Origin of the sequence: uncultured Algoriphagus sp. (assembly GCF_963974365.1) — a bacterium.
In the GTDB taxonomy this organism is placed as follows: domain Bacteria; phylum Bacteroidota; class Bacteroidia; order Cytophagales; family Cyclobacteriaceae; genus Algoriphagus.
Map to the genome: position 1 here is coordinate 199,885 of NZ_CAXBBX010000013.1, position 18,311 is coordinate 218,195.

Annotated in this window: 14 protein-coding genes and 1 tRNA gene; 11 read left to right on the forward strand and 4 right to left on the reverse strand. The window is 39.4% G+C overall.

The annotated features are described in order from the left end of the window. Positions 1-82: 82 nt before the first annotated feature. The 5 genes from AACZ87_RS18055 to lpxB all read left to right on the forward strand — a co-directional run bounded on the left by AACZ87_RS18055 (position 83) and on the right by lpxB (position 6,423). On the forward strand, positions 83-3,529 hold the full coding sequence (locus tag AACZ87_RS18055) for a S8 family serine peptidase (protein ID WP_339869228.1): 3,447 nt from the start codon (positions 83-85) through the stop codon (positions 3,527-3,529). Further along, positions 3,529-4,227, forward strand: a complete 699-nt coding sequence (locus AACZ87_RS18060) for a hypothetical protein (protein ID WP_339869230.1) — start codon at positions 3,529-3,531, stop codon at positions 4,225-4,227. Before AACZ87_RS18055 ends, AACZ87_RS18060 begins: the two co-directional genes overlap by 1 nt. Before the next feature lie 117 nt (positions 4,228-4,344). Next, positions 4,345-4,764, forward strand: a complete 420-nt coding sequence (locus AACZ87_RS18065; protein WP_339869232.1) for a 6-carboxytetrahydropterin synthase — start codon at positions 4,345-4,347, stop codon at positions 4,762-4,764. A gap of 65 nt (positions 4,765-4,829) precedes the next feature. Beyond that, positions 4,830-5,216, forward strand: coding sequence for a four helix bundle protein (locus AACZ87_RS18070; protein WP_339869234.1), 387 nt, complete (start codon positions 4,830-4,832; stop codon positions 5,214-5,216). 91 nt (positions 5,217-5,307) lie between these two features. Beyond that, positions 5,308-6,423, forward strand: a complete 1,116-nt coding sequence (lpxB, locus tag AACZ87_RS18075) for a lipid-A-disaccharide synthase (RefSeq protein WP_339869236.1) — start codon at positions 5,308-5,310, stop codon at positions 6,421-6,423. 37 nt (positions 6,424-6,460) lie between these two features. On the opposite strand, the gene clpX is transcribed toward lpxB, so the two are convergent. From clpX to AACZ87_RS18095, 4 genes are all read right to left on the reverse strand, one after another. Next, positions 6,461-7,687, reverse strand: a complete 1,227-nt coding sequence (clpX, locus tag AACZ87_RS18080; protein WP_339869238.1) for an ATP-dependent Clp protease ATP-binding subunit ClpX — start codon at positions 7,685-7,687, stop codon at positions 6,461-6,463. Continuing rightward, positions 7,687-8,361: an ATP-dependent Clp protease proteolytic subunit gene (locus AACZ87_RS18085; protein WP_283414911.1), complete on the reverse strand. Its 675-nt coding sequence runs from the start codon at positions 8,359-8,361 to the stop codon at positions 7,687-7,689. Before AACZ87_RS18085 ends, clpX begins: the two co-directional genes overlap by 1 nt. Positions 8,362-8,436: 75 nt before the next feature. Continuing rightward, positions 8,437-9,759: a trigger factor gene (gene tig, locus AACZ87_RS18090; protein ID WP_339869240.1), complete on the reverse strand. Its 1,323-nt coding sequence runs from the start codon at positions 9,757-9,759 to the stop codon at positions 8,437-8,439. A 92-nt stretch (positions 9,760-9,851) separates the two neighbouring features. After that, positions 9,852-9,933 (reverse strand) — tRNA-Leu (locus tag AACZ87_RS18095). Positions 9,934-10,090: 157 nt separating this feature from the next. Here AACZ87_RS18095 and AACZ87_RS18100 point away from each other — a divergent pair. The 6 genes from AACZ87_RS18100 (at position 10,091) to AACZ87_RS18125 (ending at position 18,156) form a co-directional block, all read left to right on the forward strand. Beyond that, positions 10,091-12,307: a bifunctional (p)ppGpp synthetase/guanosine-3',5'-bis(diphosphate) 3'-pyrophosphohydrolase gene (locus AACZ87_RS18100; protein WP_339869242.1), complete on the forward strand. Its 2,217-nt coding sequence runs from the start codon at positions 10,091-10,093 to the stop codon at positions 12,305-12,307. 54 nt (positions 12,308-12,361) lie between these two features. After that, entirely contained in the window at positions 12,362-12,835 is a 474-nt protein-coding gene (locus tag AACZ87_RS18105; RefSeq protein WP_339869244.1) for a transcriptional repressor, read from the forward strand. A 93-nt stretch (positions 12,836-12,928) separates the two neighbouring features. Further along, entirely contained in the window at positions 12,929-13,276 is a 348-nt protein-coding gene (locus AACZ87_RS18110) for an STAS domain-containing protein (protein WP_339869246.1), read from the forward strand. Between the two features lie 147 nt (positions 13,277-13,423). Next, on the forward strand, positions 13,424-14,695 hold the full coding sequence (locus AACZ87_RS18115; protein ID WP_339869247.1) for an adenylosuccinate synthase: 1,272 nt from the start codon (positions 13,424-13,426) through the stop codon (positions 14,693-14,695). A gap of 105 nt (positions 14,696-14,800) precedes the next feature. Beyond that, complete coding sequence (locus AACZ87_RS18120) at positions 14,801-17,137, forward strand: PKD domain-containing protein (RefSeq protein WP_339869249.1); 2,337 nt, start codon at positions 14,801-14,803, stop codon at positions 17,135-17,137. After that, on the forward strand, positions 17,137-18,156 hold the full coding sequence (locus AACZ87_RS18125) for a type IX secretion system membrane protein PorP/SprF (protein WP_339869251.1): 1,020 nt from the start codon (positions 17,137-17,139) through the stop codon (positions 18,154-18,156). The genes AACZ87_RS18120 and AACZ87_RS18125 overlap by 1 nt, the downstream gene beginning before the upstream one ends. Positions 18,157-18,311 lie beyond the last annotated feature (155 nt).

An 18,311-nucleotide genomic window follows, 5' to 3' on the forward strand; every position in this document is an offset into this window, starting at 1 on the left:
TTAATTAACTATCCTTTTATAGTTGCTTACGTAATAATTACCTGACGCTCAATGCAGTTTGGGTGAATAACCGAAATAATGTATGAGATCACTCTTCACCTTATTGGTGCTTTTATATGCCAACTTACTATTTGCGCAATCTAATGATGATTTAGCCTCTGATAAATTAATAAGGGCTAGGATAGAAGTCGAAAGAAAATTAAAAAACCACCTTGGTCAATTTTCTTACACCCCTAATTTATCATTTAAAAATTACGACTTTTTGAATTCTGATGGAAGGCTTCAGCTATCTGACGGTACTTTTTCTGAAGTTCAGTATATTGATGAAACGGGGTTCCCCGTTGTCTACACTACCTTTAATGCTAAAGCTGCGATTACAACAGGAGCGGCTCAACTGAATCCTGGAGGGCGATTAGGTTTAAATCTTACAGGGAAAGGTATGACTGTTGGTATTATCGACCAAACTAGACCCAAGCCAGATCACATAGAATTTGGGAATCGCATGACTCAAAAAGATGGTTCAACTGAAGTAATCAGTACACATGCTACTCATGTTACGGGTACCGTTCTCGCAGCAGGAATAAATCCAGCTGCAAAAGGAATGGCATATGAAGCAACCGGTTGGGCATTTAATTGGGAAAATGATATCTCAAAAATGTTGTCAAATTCTTATGACCCAGTTTCAAAACCTGATGGAATGATTCTTTCAAATCATTCTTATGGTATTGTATTAGGGTGGACCCAGAATTCGAGTGGTTGGGTTTGGTCGGGAAATTCTAATGTGGATGAAAATGAGGATTATCGCTTTGGCTTCTACTCATCAAAAAGTCAAGCGATCGACGAGTTATTATATAGCAGACCTTATTATTCTGTTATTTGGGCAGCAGGAAATGATCGAAGTGACAAAGGTGATGGTACTAAGGATGCAGATGGGCCTGAGGATACCATAGGGCCAGAAGGAGTAGCTAAAAACAATATTACTATAGGAGCAGTTGAAAGTGTGTTAGATTATACAGTAGCATCGGATGTTAAAATGAGCTCATTCTCTTCATGGGGCCCTCCTGACGATGGTAGAATCAAGCCTGATTTGGTAGCAATGGGTGTAGGTGTATTCAGTAGTTCTGTAAATAACGGTACAGATTCCTACCAGTCTTTGAATGGCACATCTATGGCAGCTCCAAACGCTTCTGGATCATTGTTTTTACTGCAACAGCTGTATTCTCAAAGAAATGTGGGGAAATATATGCTTTCATCTACTTTGAAAGCACTGGCAATACAAACTAGTCGGGAAGCGGGTCCCTCTATAGGTCCCGATTATATGTATGGTTGGGGGTTGTTAAATGTTGAAGATGCAGCAACTCTTATTTTGGGTGAAGATGGAGCTTCTAATCGAATCCAAGAGGATATATTAGAAAATGGAAAAACTGTAGAATTTGATTTCCTTTCCGATGGAGTGACTCCGATTAAAGTCACCCTAGTTTGGACGGACCCTGCTGGAAACCCCGTTGCACCAAGTCTTGACCCTACAGATTTGATGTTAACTAATGATCTTGATCTAAGAGTAATAGATGAGGATGGTAAAAGTTATTTCCCTTGGTCATTGGATCCTAGTAATGGTGTGGCTGCTAAAGCAACGCAGACAAAAGACAATTTTAGGGATAACGTGGAACAGGTCCTGATCAGTAGTCCCGCAGCCAAAAAATACAGAGTTGTAGTATCACATAAAGGTGATTTGGAATTTGGTGTACAGCAATATTCATTGGTTTTCAAAGCTGGAGTTTTAGATGGTGCAGCTGAGACGCTTTACTGGATTGGTGGTGCCTCTGGTAGCTGGAATACAGGAGCAAACTGGTCTCTTTCTTCGAATGGCCCGACTGCCAACAAGGTGCCTGGATCATCAACTCGTGTAGTTTTTGACGGAACATCTGACCAGAAAACCAGTGTTACCTTGCCTTCAAACGCAAGTGCTTTTAGCCTGAATCTGTTTGGAAGCCAACCAGTAGAATTTGATTTTAATTCTAAACAGCTGCAACTTTCCAATGGTCTTAGGGTGAGTAATAAATCCACAACGTTCCGAAGTGGGAGCATAATTTTAACTAATTCTGGTGATAATGAGCAGATTGTAGAGGTTGGAAATGCAGATTTTGAAGAGTTTACACTGAATTTTTCTTCAGGAAATTGGGAAATTATAGATGCCGATGCTTTGGCTAATGTAGTTGTCGGCGATGCTTCATTGTCGATAGCTCTAGAGAAGCTTCAGGTTGAGTCTTTCTCAGTCTCGAATTCAGGAGAGGTAGATGGAATTGTAAATGAGATTTCCTTTACAAATGAGTTAAGTATAGCTGCTGTTACTTCTCTGAAAGAGAATGTTGGTGTTGTATTTGAAGGTACAACTGGAACTTTCTCAAACAGTGGACCCGTCGATTTCAACAAGTTGACAATATCGTCTGGGAAATTGTCAATTTCCAGCAGGGGCTACAATAATTTGACTGTTTCTGAGGGAGAAGCATTATTGGGAATTGAAAGTTTAACAGTAAGTGAATTGACTTTGGGGCCATCTTCAGTCCTTAACTTAGGATCTGGAGGGGAATTAATAGTCTCAGAATCCATAGTCAGTAATGCTACTGCAACAGGAAAAGCTTTGATTACAGCGGGTACAAAAGGTAAAATAGTCCACGATATCTACCTCAAATACTGCTTTAATAATCTGAATATTTCTAATGTTGACCTGGAAGGTGATGCGGTTATTAGCTTAGGGACAAACGCAACTGTCTCTAATTCTTCAGGCTGGTTGGAGCAGCTGTGTGATCAAGTGCTGTTTGCTAATTTTGTCGCTTCCTATACTTGCGTAGGGGCAGCGGTCACTTTCGAAAATCTAAGCGAAGGAGCTATCTCTTCATACCTATGGGATTTCTCAGGTATGGGGACTTCAGATTTAGAAGATCCTTTTTTCGTTTTCTCCACCCCTGGAAAATATAAAGTGAATCTTCGAGTATCCAATGAGCAAGGGTTCACTGATTATGAACAAGAAATTGAAATAGTCGATAATGGACTTCAGCAACCCGTCATTGTGGCCAACGGCAATGTGCTCACATCCCAGCAGCCAGGAACTTCATATCAGTGGTATCAGAATGGGCAAACTATAACAGGTGCGAATCAAAGGAGTTATGAAGCTACTGGGGACGGCTTGTATCAAGTAGCTATTTTTAATGATGCATGCAATCGGATCTCTGAGCCAGTTGTTATATCAGCAATTCCCGACCAAGAAGTCGAATTGAGTCGATTTGGGATTTTTGTAGGACCTAATCCTACAGATCTATTGTTAAACGTTAGAATATCGAATGAGTATACTGGTCCAGTTACTTTCAGAGTTATTAGTATGGAAGGGAAAGTGAATATGCAACAAAAAGCATATAAAAATGAGAGAGATCTAAACGCTCAACTTGAATTAACAGGCAATGCTGGGGTTTACATTTTGCAGATAGAAACCAACAATTTAACATTCCATAAAAAAGTTATTAAACACTAATGAAAAAATTATTTATCCTAGCGCTTTTGCTGCTATCTCAGTACTCATTTGCGCAAATTGCTAATTTGAATATGAATGGCGTACCGGCCAGACTTGCAAGCTATACAGAAGTAGATGGTTCTCCTTACTTATTTCCAGAGTGGAGCGAGGCTAGTATTGGGACTACTAATGCAGGCTTGAAGGAAAATGTGGCCTACAAGTTCAATATTTATGACAATGAATTAGAAGTTGTAAATGAGGCGGGAAATACTATTTATCTGAATAAGGACTATTTGGAATACGTGGTATTGGATCGTCCTTCTGTATTGATTGCTAATGGGCAAGTGGGCTTATTGACCAGTTTACTTTTCAAGAAAGGTTATGATTTTGTGCCAGGCATCAAGCCTAAAGATCTTGTGAATGTTATAGGAGAGGGGAGTAAATATACTTTGATTAGAAAATTTTACTCTGATCTAGTAACACCACCGAAGAATAGTTACTCTCCTACTCCAGGAAGGATGTTTGTCTTTGAAGAGAATTTTTACTTGATAGACTCTGATGAAAATGTGGAGTCTGTCAAAAGTAAAACGAATAGTATCATAAAAGCTTTGCATGAAGAGGATCAAGCTAAAGCAAAAGAGATTGTGAAAGAAAATAAACTCGATCTAGGTAGGGAGGATCATTTGACCATATTCTTTCAGAAGCTGAATGAATCTTAAATTAGATAGAAACTAAGAGCCTGGCGTAAGTTGGGCTTTTTTTATAGCACTAGCTCAGAGCCTTCATTCTAATATTAGTTTGTTTTTGGCTAACTTTGCGGCCTATTACAATTAGAGATGATTTACGTTTGTAGAAAAGAACACTTTAATGCAGCCCATAAGCTTTGGAATCCAAAATGGTCGGATGAGAAGAATGTGGAGGTATTTGGCCCTTGCGCCAATGTCAACTGGCATGGTCATAATTTTGAGTTGATCGTGATGGTAAAGGGCTTGCCAGATCCGGACACGGGATTTGTGGTGGATCTAAAAAAACTGAGTACCATTATTAGAAATTTGGTAATTGAGAAAGTTGATCACAAAAATCTAAATGTGGACGTCGATTTTATGCAAGGTAAATTGGCTAGTTGTGAAAATCTTATCATGGAGTTTTGGAAGATTCTTGAGCCAGCCGTGAAAGAAATTACGTCACACGGGGGACTGCATAAACTTACTCTTTATGAAACTCCCAGGAATTTTGTGGAGTACTTTGGAGAGTGACAATTTTGTGAATTGTAAGTAGTAAGTTGCAATTTTTGTATTGTTTTCATTAAACTTTATAAATTATGACTTACGTAAATTTTTATTTTGAACTTGATGTTTACAAATTGTCAAGGCAATTAGCGAAGGAAGTTTATAGGATATCCAAGCATTTTCCCGTAGAGGAAAAGTTTTCTTTGACTGATCAGATAAGAAGATCTTCTAGATCGGTAGGTGCTCAAATTGCGGAAAGCTGGGCTAAAAGGAGATATATAAATCATTTTATAGCTAAGCTGACCGATTCAGATGCAGAGCAGTACGAAACTCAACATTGGATTGAAGTTGAATTTGATTGTGAACTTGTCAATGGTCAGGAAAGAGAATTAATTGTTAAATCCTGTGAGGTCATTAACCAAAAGCTAAATGCGATGATGTCTAAAGCGTCTTTGTTCTGCACGATAGGGAGGAAGTGATCTTTTGTTTTTCTCCAACTACATACTTTACAAAATATTAATTGTAACACACTACTAACCACTTACGGCTCACGACTTACAAACTTCACATTTGACTAGAACTAAAAAAATCTACATCATCTCTGGTGAGCGCTCTGGAGATCTTCATGCCTCTAATTTGGCTCGGTCTCTTTTTGAGCATAATCCAAACGTAACTGTACGTGGGATGGGGGGAAGTTATTCTAAGGAGGCTGGTGTAGACTTGGCTGTAGATTACTCCGAAGTAGCGTTGATGGGGTTTTTGGAAGTGGTTTTAGGTTTTCGCAAAGTCTTGAAATACCTCAAGTTAGTTAAACGTGATGTTTTGTCATTTAAACCTGATGCTATCATTTTGGTTGATTATGGAGGCTTCAATATGAAGATTGCGTCATTTGCCAAAGAACACGGTATTCCTGTGCATTATTATATTCCACCAAAAGTCTGGGCTTGGAACCAAAAGAGAGCATTAAAGCTAAAGTCAAATACAGATCATATCTATTCTATCTTACCTTTTGAGCCTACATTCTTTGAAAAATTCGATTTGAAGGTTCACTATGTAGGGAATCCCTTGTTGGATGAGATTTCTAAATTCTCTCAGCATGAGTTTTTCTTTCAAAAAAATGAATTGAGCTATCAGCCAATTATAGCCTTATTACCTGGAAGCCGTGCTCAAGAGATCAATACTATGCTTGACCGCATGATAGAGCTAGTCAACGAATTTCCGAATGCGCAATTTGTTATTGCCGGTGTGAGAGATCTAGGTTCAGCTAGCTATCAGCGGGGGATTGAGGCAGGTATTCGAGTGATCTTTGATCAAACGTATGACCTGCTGTCTCATGCTATTGCGGCGGTGGTGACGTCAGGGACTGCTACTTTGGAAACAGCACTATTTAGAGTGCCACAGATTGTTGTTTACCGAACGAGCTCTATTTCTTATGCTATAGCGAAAAATTTAATACGAGTACCTTACATTTCTTTAGTAAATCTAATTGCCGATAAAGAGGTAGTAAAGGAGCTTATTCAAAATGATTTTTCTATTCCTAATCTGAAAACTGAGTTACAGCAGATTCTGGGAAATCAAGTTTACAGAGGGCATATGCTTCAGGGGTATGATCTCATTAAAGAGAGACTTGGGGAACAAAGTGCTTCAGATATTACAGCAGGTCTGATTATGAAAACTTTGGTATAAAAATAAACCCTGCCTCAGTGAAGCAGGGTTTTTGATTTTATGCAACTTGAAGTCTCTTAAACTTCGACTTGTCAAATTTCTCATGGGCATATTTAGCATCTATCACCAATTCCTTGATGGAATCATCTGATGGAATGTCATACATCGCATCGGTAATGATTGCTTCACAAATTGATCGCAATCCTCTAGCTCCTAAGTTGAACTCAACAGCTTTTTCAACTATGAAATCCAATCCACTTTCCTCGAAAGTAACTGTTACTCCTTCATAATTCAGCAGCTTTGCATATTGCTTAACCAAGGCGTTCTTTGGCTCGGTCAGGATTCTTTTCAAAGCATCTGCGTGAAGTGGATCCAAATGAGTCAAAACAGGAAGTCGTCCAATCAGCTCTGGGATCAGTCCAAAAGCTTTTAAATCCTGAGCAGTCACGTATTGTAGTAAATTCTCTCGATCTGCTTGAGCATCTGCTGCAGCTTTGCTGAAACCCATCGGCTGAGTATTCAATCTTTTGCCAATATGTCTCGCAATACCATCGAACGCTCCACCGCAGATAAAGAGAATATTCTCCGTATTTACAGCGATCATTTTTTGATCAGGATGCTTTCGTCCTCCTTGAGGTGGTACGTTCACTATAGTTCCTTCCAATAACTTAAGCATTGCCTGCTGAACACCCTCACCGCTCACATCTCTTGTGATCGATGGGTTATCGGATTTTCTTGCGATTTTATCCAACTCATCTATGTATACGATTCCTCGTTCGGCAGCTTCTACATTGTAGTCGGCAGCTTGAAGGAGTCTAGTCAAGATACTTTCCACATCTTCCCCCACGTAGCCTGCTTCAGTCAAAACCGTCGCGTCAGCAATACAGAAAGGGACTTCCAAGGTTTTGGCAAGTGTTTTTGCGAGGTAAGTTTTACCTGTTCCAGTATCACCTACCATGATGATATTAGATTTTTCAATCTTCACTTCATCATGTTCATCCTTCTGGAAAAGCCGCTTGTAGTGATTATACACAGCAACCGTCAGTACTTTCTTAGCATCTTCCTGACCAATTACATATTGGTCCAGATAACTAGTTAGCTCTTTCGGTTTTTTAAGTTTGATTTTTGGTTTTGCTCCGTCAGGTTTCTTGGCTTTATCTTCTTCGCCAAGAATCATGTGAGCTTGATCAATACAGAAATTACAAATGTGCGCAGAGATACCTGACACCATTAGATCTACATCTTTCTTATTTCTACCGCAAAATGAGCAGGTAACTTGAGCCATTATTTTGGTTTTTTAACTAATACTTCATCGATAAGGCCATATGCTTTTGCCTCTGGCGCTTTCATCCAATAATCTCTTTCCGAATCCTTTTCGATCTGTTCTGGGGTTTTACCAGTATGCTCGGAAAGTATTCCATACAATTCCTCACGCATAGATAGAATAAGTTTCAAGGAAATTTCCATATCTGTAGACTTGCCCTGCATTCCTCCTGAAGGCTGGTGTATCATTACCCTTGAATGCTTTAGGGCTGATCTTTTTCCTGCTGCTCCACCCGCAAGTAAAACTGCTCCCATGGAAGCGGCTATACCAGTGCAGATAGTAGCTACGTCAGGATTGATAAATTGCATCGTGTCATAGATACCGAGACCAGCAGTCACTGATCCACCTGGGCTATTGACATAAAGCAATACGTCTTTTTTGGAATCCACGGATTCTAGAAATAGTAGCTGTGCTACAATGATATTTGCAATGTGATCATCTACGCCTGTTCCCAGGAAGATGATGCGGTCCATGATCAATCTAGAGAACACGTCAATCTCTCTGAAATTCTGAGGACGCTCTTCGATTACAGAGCGGGTCATGTTTTCAATATGTTGCGTGTACTGGTCAAATGCAGTACCACTTACGCCTTGATTGTGTATGGCGTATTTTCGGAATTCTTCTTTGTTGATCATCTTTCGAGTTTGTTGTGGTAAACAAAAATAAAAAAAGCCCTTTAATAAGAGCTTTTTTATGATGATTTAAGTGAATTACTTATCTAAAAGTTCCTTAAACTCGTCAATAGTGATATCCTTTTCTTTTACGCTTATTTTGTCAAGGGCAAAAGCAAGTACTTTTTCATTCTGAATAGAAGTAAGCATATTCATATAGTTCTGACCTTCTTCACCTTTCAGGTAATTGTCTACGAACATATCCATGCTGTCTTCCATTTGAGCGCCAAGGCCTGAAGCTGCGAATTGCTCACGAACCATCTGCTTGGTTTTCTCGATCACTTCTTCGTGCTCAGCTTTGATTTCGTTTTTCGTAGCAAGTTCATTAGAGATCAAAGACCAAGTTAGTTGCTTTGCATAGATAGGGAATTCCTTCTCTACATCTGCCTCGGTTACTTTGCCATCATTTGCGATCAAAAGCCATTCTTTCAGGAAAGTCTCTGGCAAATCTACTTTCGCAGCATCTGTCAACACCTTTTTCAATTCCTCTTCAGTAAATACTTTGGACTCTTTGTCATAATTAGCCTGAAGTGTCTCACGAACTTTAGTGATAAACTCTTCTTCAGAAGAAACTTGATCAGGACCGAAGATCTTATCGAAGAACTCTTGGTTCATTTCAGCAGTCTCTTTTCTATTGATGTTTTTCACAGTCAACGTGAACGCTCCTTCAAGTTCAGCTGACTCCTCTTCGCTTAACCCGAATGCCTCTTCCCACTGACCTTTTTTTACATCTTTAGCTTCAAATTCAACTACAGCTTCTTTACTGACACCGATGAATTTACCAGCAAGCTTTTTAGTGATTTTAGTCAAATCCAAAGAAACAGTTTTTTCAAACGTTCCTTCAGTAGCTTTTAGGTCACCATAGATGTGGTCACCTTCTTCGCTTACCTCTGGGTTGGTGCTATTACCGTATTGAGACTTTAGGTTGTCAAGGGTTTCATTGATCAACTTATCATCTACTTTGATGGAGTATTTTGTTGCTTTGATTTTAGAATCAAGCGTAAGTTCTACCGATTCAACGAATCCGATTTTGTAATCAAATTCGAAATCCTTTTGAGTTTTCCAGTCTATTGTGCCTTGATCCTGAGGAAGAGGATCGCCCAAGATTTTGAAAGTTTGTTCTTTCAAATAAGTATTCAGGGATTCACTAAGGATGGAGTTGATCTCTTCTACCAGTACAGAAGTGCCGTACATGTTTTTCACCATAGATATAGGAGCCTTTCCAGGTCTGAATCCTTTGATGTTAGATTTTTTGGCAAAGTCCTTAAGTTTTGCGTCAACCTTAGGTTGGTAATCTGCTTCGTTTAATTTAATTTTAATTAAAGCTTGATTTGCTGAATGCTTGTCTTGTGTGATTTCCAAAGCTCAAAATTTAATAATGAAGATTAACTAAAAACCCCCAATCCCTTTCCTGTAGTTGAAGACAGTTGAGTGATTGAGGGTTCGGTATTTTGTGCGGATAGAGGGACTCGAACCCCCATGCCTCGCGGCGCTAGATCCTAAGTCTAGTGCGTCTACCAATTTCGCCACATCCGCAATACTTACAAAAAATATAGAAATATTCATTCCATATCCAATTGTGGATGCAAATGTAGGTACTATAAAATAAAATGCAATAGCATAAGAAAAAAAATATTCAACATTTGATGCAGGATGGGCTAAGAACCCCATTTTTGTATTAAATTCCTCATGTATGATTGAAGTAGACATAGAAGAAGAAAGAAAAGAAATACTCAAACGGTATCGAAGGCTCTTGAGACACGCGAAGCCTGTTTTAAAGGATGGCGATGCCAAACTTATAAAAAGGGCTTTTAATGTTTCCCTAGAAGCGCACAAAGATATGCGCCGTAAATCGGGTGAGCCTTATATCTATCATCCCTTGGAAGTTGCGTTGGTTTGTGTGGAAGAAATCGGGTTGGGTACTACGTCAATTGTAGCAGCTTTACTTCACGACGTGGTAGAAGATACTGAGTGGGAGTTGGAGGATATTGAGCGGGAGTTTGGATATAAGGTTATGACTATTATAGATGGTCTCACCAAAATTGCCGGAGTATTCGAGTCTGGAAGTTCCCAGCAGGCGGAGAATTTCCGTAAGATGCTGCTTACCCTTTCCGATGATGTTCGGGTTATCTTAATTAAACTGGCTGACCGACTCAATAATATGCGGACGCTGGCAAGTATGCCAAGGCATAAGCAACTGAAAATTGCATCGGAGACAATGTACTTATATGCGCCTCTGGCCCATAGACTTGGTCTTTATGCTATCAAATCTGAGCTGGAAGATCTGTATCTGAAGTATACAGACACAGCTACCTACAAAGAAATTGTTTATAAAATCAATGAATCAAAGTCCTATAGAAATAAATTCATTCGCTCCTTTATTTTACCTATAGATGAAGAGCTGAAAAGGACTGGGTTGGATTTTACGATCAAAGGAAGGCCGAAATCAGTTTTCTCCATCTATAATAAGATGAAGAAGCAAGGGATACCTTTTGAAGAAGTGTATGATCTATTTGCCATTCGAATTATTCTAGATAGTGACCTAGACAGTGAAAAGGCAGATTGCTGGCAGGTGTATTCTATTGTGACGGATTTTTACAGACCAAACCCTGACCGACTTCGGGATTGGATCAGCACACCGCGATCCAATGGCTATGAATCTCTCCATACTACAGTGATGAGTGGAACTGGACAATGGGTAGAAGTGCAGATCCGGACTGAGCGAATGGATGAGATAGCTGAGCGTGGATATGCAGCTCATTGGAAATATAAAGACAGAGAAAATTCCAAAGCGCCATCAGGTCTTGACGATTGGATTACTCAAGTGAGAGGTCTCTTGGAGTCCAATGACGGAAATGCCATCGAATTCATGGATGATTTCCGAGGGAATCTGTTCCATGATGAAGTTTTTGTTTTTACCCCGAAAGGTGATTTGAAGGTTTTACCATTTGGTTCTACGGCGCTGGATTTTGCTTTTGAAATTCATACAGAAGTTGGAGCGAAATGCATTGGTGCAAAAGTCAATCAACGATTAGTTCCTATTTCACATAAACTGAAAAATGGGGACCAGGTAGAGATTCTCACTTCCAATAAACAAAAGCCCACGGAAGACTGGCTCAACAACGTTGTAACTTCCCGGGCTAAAGCAAAAATCAAGGATGCGCTGCGAGAGGATAAAAAGTCAGCTATTCTTGACGGAAGAGAAATTGTACAGCGAAAGCTGAAGCAAATGAAAATGGAATTCAATTCTGAATCTGTCGAAAAACTAAGAGCCTTTTTTGAGCTCAAGACAGCAAATGAATTTTATTTTCGAGTGGGAATAGGGGCTATTGATCCTACATCGATTAAGTCATTTAAGGATTTCAAGGCCACCCAAAAACTCCAAAACAAGTCTACTCAGGAAAAAGTAAGAGACGAGTCATCTTTTACCAAAGAAATTAAAAGTCTAAAAGGACCAGATCATGATCAGCTGTTGATAGGCGAAGACATGGATGTGGTGGATTATATTTTGGCTAAATGCTGTAATCCTATCCCTGGCGATGATGTTTTTGGTTTTGTGACAGTAAATGAAGGAATCAAAATCCATCGTACTTCCTGTCCCAATGCACTCGAACTACTTTCAAATCATGGAAACCGAGTGATCAAAGCAAGGTGGACAAGCCAAAAGGAAATTGCTTTTTTGGCAGGTTTGAGAATTCTTGGTACGGATCGAGTTGGCTTGATCAATGATGTGACAAAAGTGATTTCAAATGAATTGAAAGTAAATATGCGTTCCATTACAGTGGATTCAGATGCAGGTATTTTTGAAGGTACGATTAAGTTGTATGTGCATAGTACTGAGCACTTAGACAAGCTTATCGAAAATTTGGTCGACGTCGATGGAATATTAAAGGTTTCAAGGTTTGATTGATCCAATGAATCTTTTCTTACTTACAAAAGTTATATTTGAAAAAATACCCAGCTAATGGCTTTGAATGCAACCCACTTCGAAGAGGTAAAGAAAATATTTACAGCTTATCTTGAAACTAAAAAGCTCAGAAAGACACCTGAGCGATATGCTATCCTCGAAGAAATCTACTCCCGAACCGGACATTTTGATGTTGAGTCATTATACATCAGCATGAAAAACAAAAATTACCGAGTAAGTAGGGCTACTGTTTATAATACCTTAGATCTTTTAGTTGAATGTGATCTGGTTACCAAGCATCAGTTTGGTCAAAATCTCGCGCAATTCGAAAAGTCCTATGGTTACAAGCAGCATGATCATTTGATATGTACAGATTGCAATCAAGTTCTTGAATTTTGTGACCCTAGAATCCAGAACATTCAAAATACGGTAGGCGAAATTTTAAATTTCAAAGTGCTTCACCACTCTCTAATTTTGTATGGTAATTGTACAAAAGAGAATTGTGAAAACAGAAAGACAGAAACTTCATGAAATTGAGTCAGCCGGTAGCTTTACTCAAGTGGCCTGCGCTGAGTTGATCATTTACAGTGCAAGATTTTTTATTCAAAGACAAATTATAATCCTATGAAACTGACATATAATACAAAAAAAGATGAGCTTGCTCATTACCTATTCATTCAGGGAGATTTGATAGGGGATGAGATGGGACCAAAATTGGTGGAGGTAGTTTCAGACGCTGTGGAAGAGGGTGCCAAGAAGTTTGTGGTCGACCTGAGTGAAGTACGTTATATCAGTTCCAGCGGGATCGGACTTTTGATTACCATGCTTACCAAAATGAGGAATAAGGATGGGGAAGTTTACTTAACAGCTCCATCTGATCATGTGAAAAAACTGCTGATAATCACCAAACTGAATAATATTTTTACAGTTTATGATTCAATAGATGAATTTAAAAAGGCCGATCTAAAATAGGACTTTAGACCACTTTTTAGTCGGGATAAATTTGTTTCACTTTTTAACTGGAGCAAATAATTACCATCATTCTCTTGGTTTTCTTTAGGCTTATCGCAAATTTCACGCTTCAAAAAGTCAAGTGTAACAGATAAGACCGCACATCAAATGAAGATGGATGTACTTCTAGGTCTCCAGTGGGGAGATGAAGGAAAAGGAAAAATAGTAGACGTATTAGCGCCAGAATATGAAATTGTAGCCCGTTTCCAAGGAGGTCCTAATGCGGGACACACCTTAGAATTTGACGGAATAAAGCACGTTTTGCATCAGATTCCATCAGGGATTTTTCGCTCACAGATACTTAATATTATAGGAAATGGTGTCGTTCTAGACCCAATTGTCCTTAAAAGGGAGATTGATGGATTAGGTAAATTCTCCATTGATTACATGAAAAATCTAGTTATCTCTAAGAAAGCTACGATTATCATCCCTACTCATAAACTGCTGGATGCAGCTTTGGAGCAGTCCAAAGGAGATAAGAAAATCGGATCTACTCTTAAAGGGATTGGACCAACTTATCAGGATAAGATTGGAAGAACCGCACTTCGTGTTGGCGATATTCTTAGCCCAGATTTCAAAGAGAAATACGAAGCTCTAGTTGCTAAGCACGAAACTACACTTTCATTCTACAGCCATCCTTTGGATGAATTACCAGGAATGGAAGAGCAATTCTTCGCTGCAGTTGAGTTTTTCAAAACTTTAAATCTAATCGATAGCGAATATGTAGTAAATGAAGCTCTGGATTCCAATAAGAGAATTCTGGCTGAAGGAGCTCAAGGTTCATTGCTTGATGTCGATTTTGGAAGCTACCCATTTGTCACAAGTAGCAGCACAATGACTGCCGGTGCCTGTACAGGGTTAGGAGTTGCGCCATCCAAAATCGGAGAGGTTTTTGGGATTTTCAAAGCATACTGTACCCGTGTTGGAAGTGGACCATTCCCTACCGAGCTGTTTGATCAGGATGGTGAGGACATGAGAAAAGAAGGGAATGAATTTGGAAGTACGACCGGCCGCCCAAGAAGATGCGGATGGCTAGACTTGCCGGCACTTCGCTATTCAATTATGATCAATGGCGTCACGCAATTGTTTATGATGAAAGGTGACGTGTTGAACATTTTTGAGCAAATCAAAGTTTGTACGCATTACGAACTTCCTTCTGGAGAGCGAATCGATAAATTAAGCTTTGAAATCACTGAGCAGGAAGTTTCTCCAGTTTACAAAACGATGAAAGGATGGAATCGCTCCTTAGAGAATATTCATTCTTATGACAACTTCCCTACAGAATTGAAAGAATACGTAGAATATTTGGAAGCAGAATTGAACGTTCCGATCAAACTGGTATCCGTAGGTCCAGACCGTACACAGACAATCATGCGTTAGTCCAAGCTAAATTAAATTCTAAGCCCTTGATATTTAAATCAAGGGCTTTTTTATTTCTATGCGTTTAAAGTGTATTTTGGCTCACCCATTAAACCTGCCTTAGAATTGAGACTTACATTTTTTCTAGTTGCCTTTCTCTTGTTATCCGTTAAAACGTTTTCGCAAGTTGGATTCCCTTATTGTGAAACGTTTGCAGACCAGGAGTCATTGGGTGCAGAAACTGTTTTCGGAGGCAGTGCAAAATTGGTAGATGGAGTGCTCCGGCTGACAGAAGCACAACTAGAGCAAACCGGATACATCTATATAGATATCCCTTTTTCTCCAGCATATGGAATAAAATCATCTTTTGAATACTTTATGTATGGTGGAACTGGAGCTGATGGTCTCACTGTATTTCTATTTGACGCAGATGTGCAAAACTTTAAGCCCGGAGGATTCGGAGGATCTTTTGGCTACGCCCAGAGAAACAGCACGCCAGGTATGACCGGTGGTTATTTAGGGATTGGTTTTGATAGTTTTGGGAACTTCAGCAATTCCTCTGAAAGTAAAATCGGGGGATTTCCAGGACCATCAAATAGACTTTATCCTAATAGTATTTCTTTAAGAAAAAATGGGTCAGGTCTTAATGGCTATGAATTTGTGGCTGGGAAAATGACTTTGGACCCTCCAACTGGCCCGCTTGGATTGTCACTAGATGTAGATTATCAATTTCCGCTCAGCTCTGGGGGACAAGGCTCCAGCAGGGTGACTGATCCTGCTTTGCCAGGCTATCGTAAAGTGTTTTTTGAGTTAGAACCAAACCCAAATGGGGTTGGCTACCTGCTTAAACTGGAAATGGTAGTTACTACCATTGCAAATGAGCCAAGGACCATCACTATTTTTCCTGGGATTCCATTTCCTTATGAGGCTCCGAAAAACTTAAAAATTGGATTTGCTGCATCAACAGGAGGAGAAACTAATATTCATGAGATAAGAAATCTGGTTGTCGAAGTTTCAAATGAAGAAGGTCTGAAAAATCCTTCTGGAGTTGATTTTTCAGATTTTGCCTCTTGTGAAGGTCAGGAAAACACCTATTACATTAGCGATGAAGAAGTTATTCTTCCTAACGAAAATAGTGAAATAAGGTGCTTACAATTCTACGCTACTCTAGAAGATATAGAAGAGGAAGTCGATGACATTTGCGCACAAGGCAAATGCCGTGAAGAAAATAGAGTGTTGGAGCTGCCACAGGGGACATTTAAAGCGGGTACGAGCGGTGGTGATTTTACTTTTTTTCCGAATGAGGGATTTACAGATCAAAGTGTCACTGTTTATTACACCATTACAGATACCTATGGGAAAAGCTCTGCAGGAAATGCGATGACATTGAAAATTCAGGAATCACCTGAGCCAATAAATGTTTTTGAAGCAGGGAATGCAGATTTGATCGATGAAGTAAGATTGTGTGGAGGAGAATCAGTGACTTTCACTGCTCAAGGAGGAGAAATCTACGAGCGTTACGAGTGGTATAAGGATGACGTTCTTATTGATGGCGCTCAATCAGATCAACTTATAGCAAACTCAGCTGGTGAATATTTGGTGAAAGCATATAATCGTAAGAACTGCCCAGCTGTATCCAATTCGATTTTTGTGAGTTTCCCTGAATTTCCGGACTTTGATTTCATTTCGCCCGTTGTGGGTTGTGTCCCTGGGCAGTCCGTTGATGTCACAGCAAGTATTGCCAATTATGATCCTTTTATTTACGATTATGAGCTTACTGGTTTGGGGCAAAACTATAGAGATGATGAAATGAAGGAGGTTCTCTTTTCTGGAGAATATGAGTTAAAAGTAAAACATGCTGATTTGGATTGTTTTTCCTCTCCTGGGCAGGTGAGGGTAGTGATTTTGGAAGAAGATCTAGTTGCTGATTTTGAATTTGAAATTCAAGGAACAGGTGTGAAGGGGGAAGAGGATGGAGGTTTTTTTCCTGACGATGTGTTCCAGTTTACAGACCTCTCCCCAAATGGTGCTGAAAGCTGGAGTTGGGATTTTGGGGATGGTTCAGTTTCTACTGAGAAAAACCCTACGCATACTTATGGTAAAAAAGGAGACTTTGATGTTATTCTTACCATTACTAATATGTGGGGCTGTGAAGCTACAGTGATTAAAAGAGTCTCAATCTTACGAAGCTATCGCCTGATGTTTCCAACAGGCTTTACGCCATTAAGTGAAAAGAATCAATTTTTCCTACCAAAATCCAAAGGACTAGTTTCTGGAGAGCTCCTAATATTTAATACTTGGGGAGATTTGATTTTTCGAACAGATGACTTAAAAACCGAAGGTTGGGATGGAAAATTGAAAGGAGAATTATTGAATGCAGGTTTTTATTTTTTTAGATATAATGGTGTAGCAATAGACGGAGAGAAAGTGACTAGGGACGGAAAATTCAAACTAATAAGGTGATGCGTGTTTGGTGGGTATTCGTTCTTTTTTTCATTTCTACCGCTCTGGTGTCTGGACAGGATGTGCAATATTCCCAGTTTTATGCTAATCCTTTTTATCTCAACCCTGCTTTGGCAGGCAGTACTGAACTGACGAGAGTTGGTGTTAATTTCCGTAATCAATGGCCAGCAATGGACCAAAGTTTTGTTGCTTTTACTGCTTATGCGGATCTTTTTTCCAAAAAGTATAATTCCGGATTGGGAGTAATTATTTCGGGGGCAAGAGAATCCTTCACCCAAAGTAGTACCAGTGAAATTGGTTTAGTGTATAGTTATCGACTTCGACTGGGGGAAAAACGATTTCTTCACGTAGGAGCCCAAGGAAGTTTTATTTCTCGAGAAGTGCTTTTTGATCAAGTGATTTTAGGTACTCAAATAGATATAGATAAAGGAGTAATAGTGGGGATCCCAGGTGAGAGCTTTACTGGAGATAGCCGTTTCAGGGCGCCTGACCTCAATGCTGGACTTTTATATTATGAAGAAAAGTTCTGGCTTGGTGTTTCTGCCTTTCATCTTCTGGAGCCTGAAATAAGCTATATAAAAACAGACTCTAATAAACTTCCTGTTAAATACTCGCTCCATGGAGGAGTTAGATTTAATCTGGCACCTGGAAATATTAATGATTATTTCAATAATACCGATCAAGAAAGGTCATTGGCACTTGCATTTAATTACAAATCTCAGGGAGCTTTTGATCAGTTAGATGTTGGAACAGAGTTTTATTTTGAGCCTCTTATCCTTGGTTTTTGGTATAGGGGGCTTCCTTCCAAATATAATTTACCGAATAATGAGTCGTTAATAGGGCTTATTGGAGTTGAGTTTGAGTCAGGGTTAGACTTTGGATATAGCTTTGACTATTCTATTTCAAAGTTGGGGCAGCGAGTTTCAGGCGGAGCTCATGAGGTATCGGTTAGGTACATTTTTTCCACACGAGACCCTAGAAAAAAGTATTACCCTCCGCTACCTACATTCAGATATTAAGCGAAATTTATAGTGTGCAGAATAATACCTCTGCAAATGGAATATCTGCGGAATTTTGGGTTTAGAATTATCATTTATATAGGTCCCATAGTACATTTTCATTTTGCGGAAACTTTTCCCCGTCTCTATCAGGAGCTTACCAGAAAAGAGGCTTA

Coding starts and splice junctions, on each gene's coding strand:
- AACZ87_RS18060 (WP_339869230.1), top strand. CDS start 3,529: ATGAAAAAATTATTTATCCTAGCGCTTTTGCTGCTATCTCAGTACTCA.
- AACZ87_RS18085 (WP_283414911.1), bottom strand. CDS start 8,361: ATGATCAACAAAGAAGAATTCCGAAAATACGCCATACACAATCAAGGC.
- AACZ87_RS18065 (WP_339869232.1), top strand. CDS start 4,345: ATGATTTACGTTTGTAGAAAAGAACACTTTAATGCAGCCCATAAGCTT.
- AACZ87_RS18100 (WP_339869242.1), top strand. CDS start 10,091: ATGATTGAAGTAGACATAGAAGAAGAAAGAAAAGAAATACTCAAACGG.
- AACZ87_RS18110 (WP_339869246.1), top strand. CDS start 12,929: ATGAAACTGACATATAATACAAAAAAAGATGAGCTTGCTCATTACCTA.
- AACZ87_RS18070 (WP_339869234.1), top strand. CDS start 4,830: ATGACTTACGTAAATTTTTATTTTGAACTTGATGTTTACAAATTGTCA.
- AACZ87_RS18125 (WP_339869251.1), top strand. CDS start 17,137: ATGCGTGTTTGGTGGGTATTCGTTCTTTTTTTCATTTCTACCGCTCTG.
- AACZ87_RS18055 (WP_339869228.1), top strand. CDS start 83: ATGAGATCACTCTTCACCTTATTGGTGCTTTTATATGCCAACTTACTA.
- AACZ87_RS18115 (WP_339869247.1), top strand. CDS start 13,424: ATGAAGATGGATGTACTTCTAGGTCTCCAGTGGGGAGATGAAGGAAAA.
- AACZ87_RS18105 (WP_339869244.1), top strand. CDS start 12,362: ATGGCTTTGAATGCAACCCACTTCGAAGAGGTAAAGAAAATATTTACA.
- clpX (WP_339869238.1), bottom strand. CDS start 7,687: ATGGCTCAAGTTACCTGCTCATTTTGCGGTAGAAATAAGAAAGATGTA.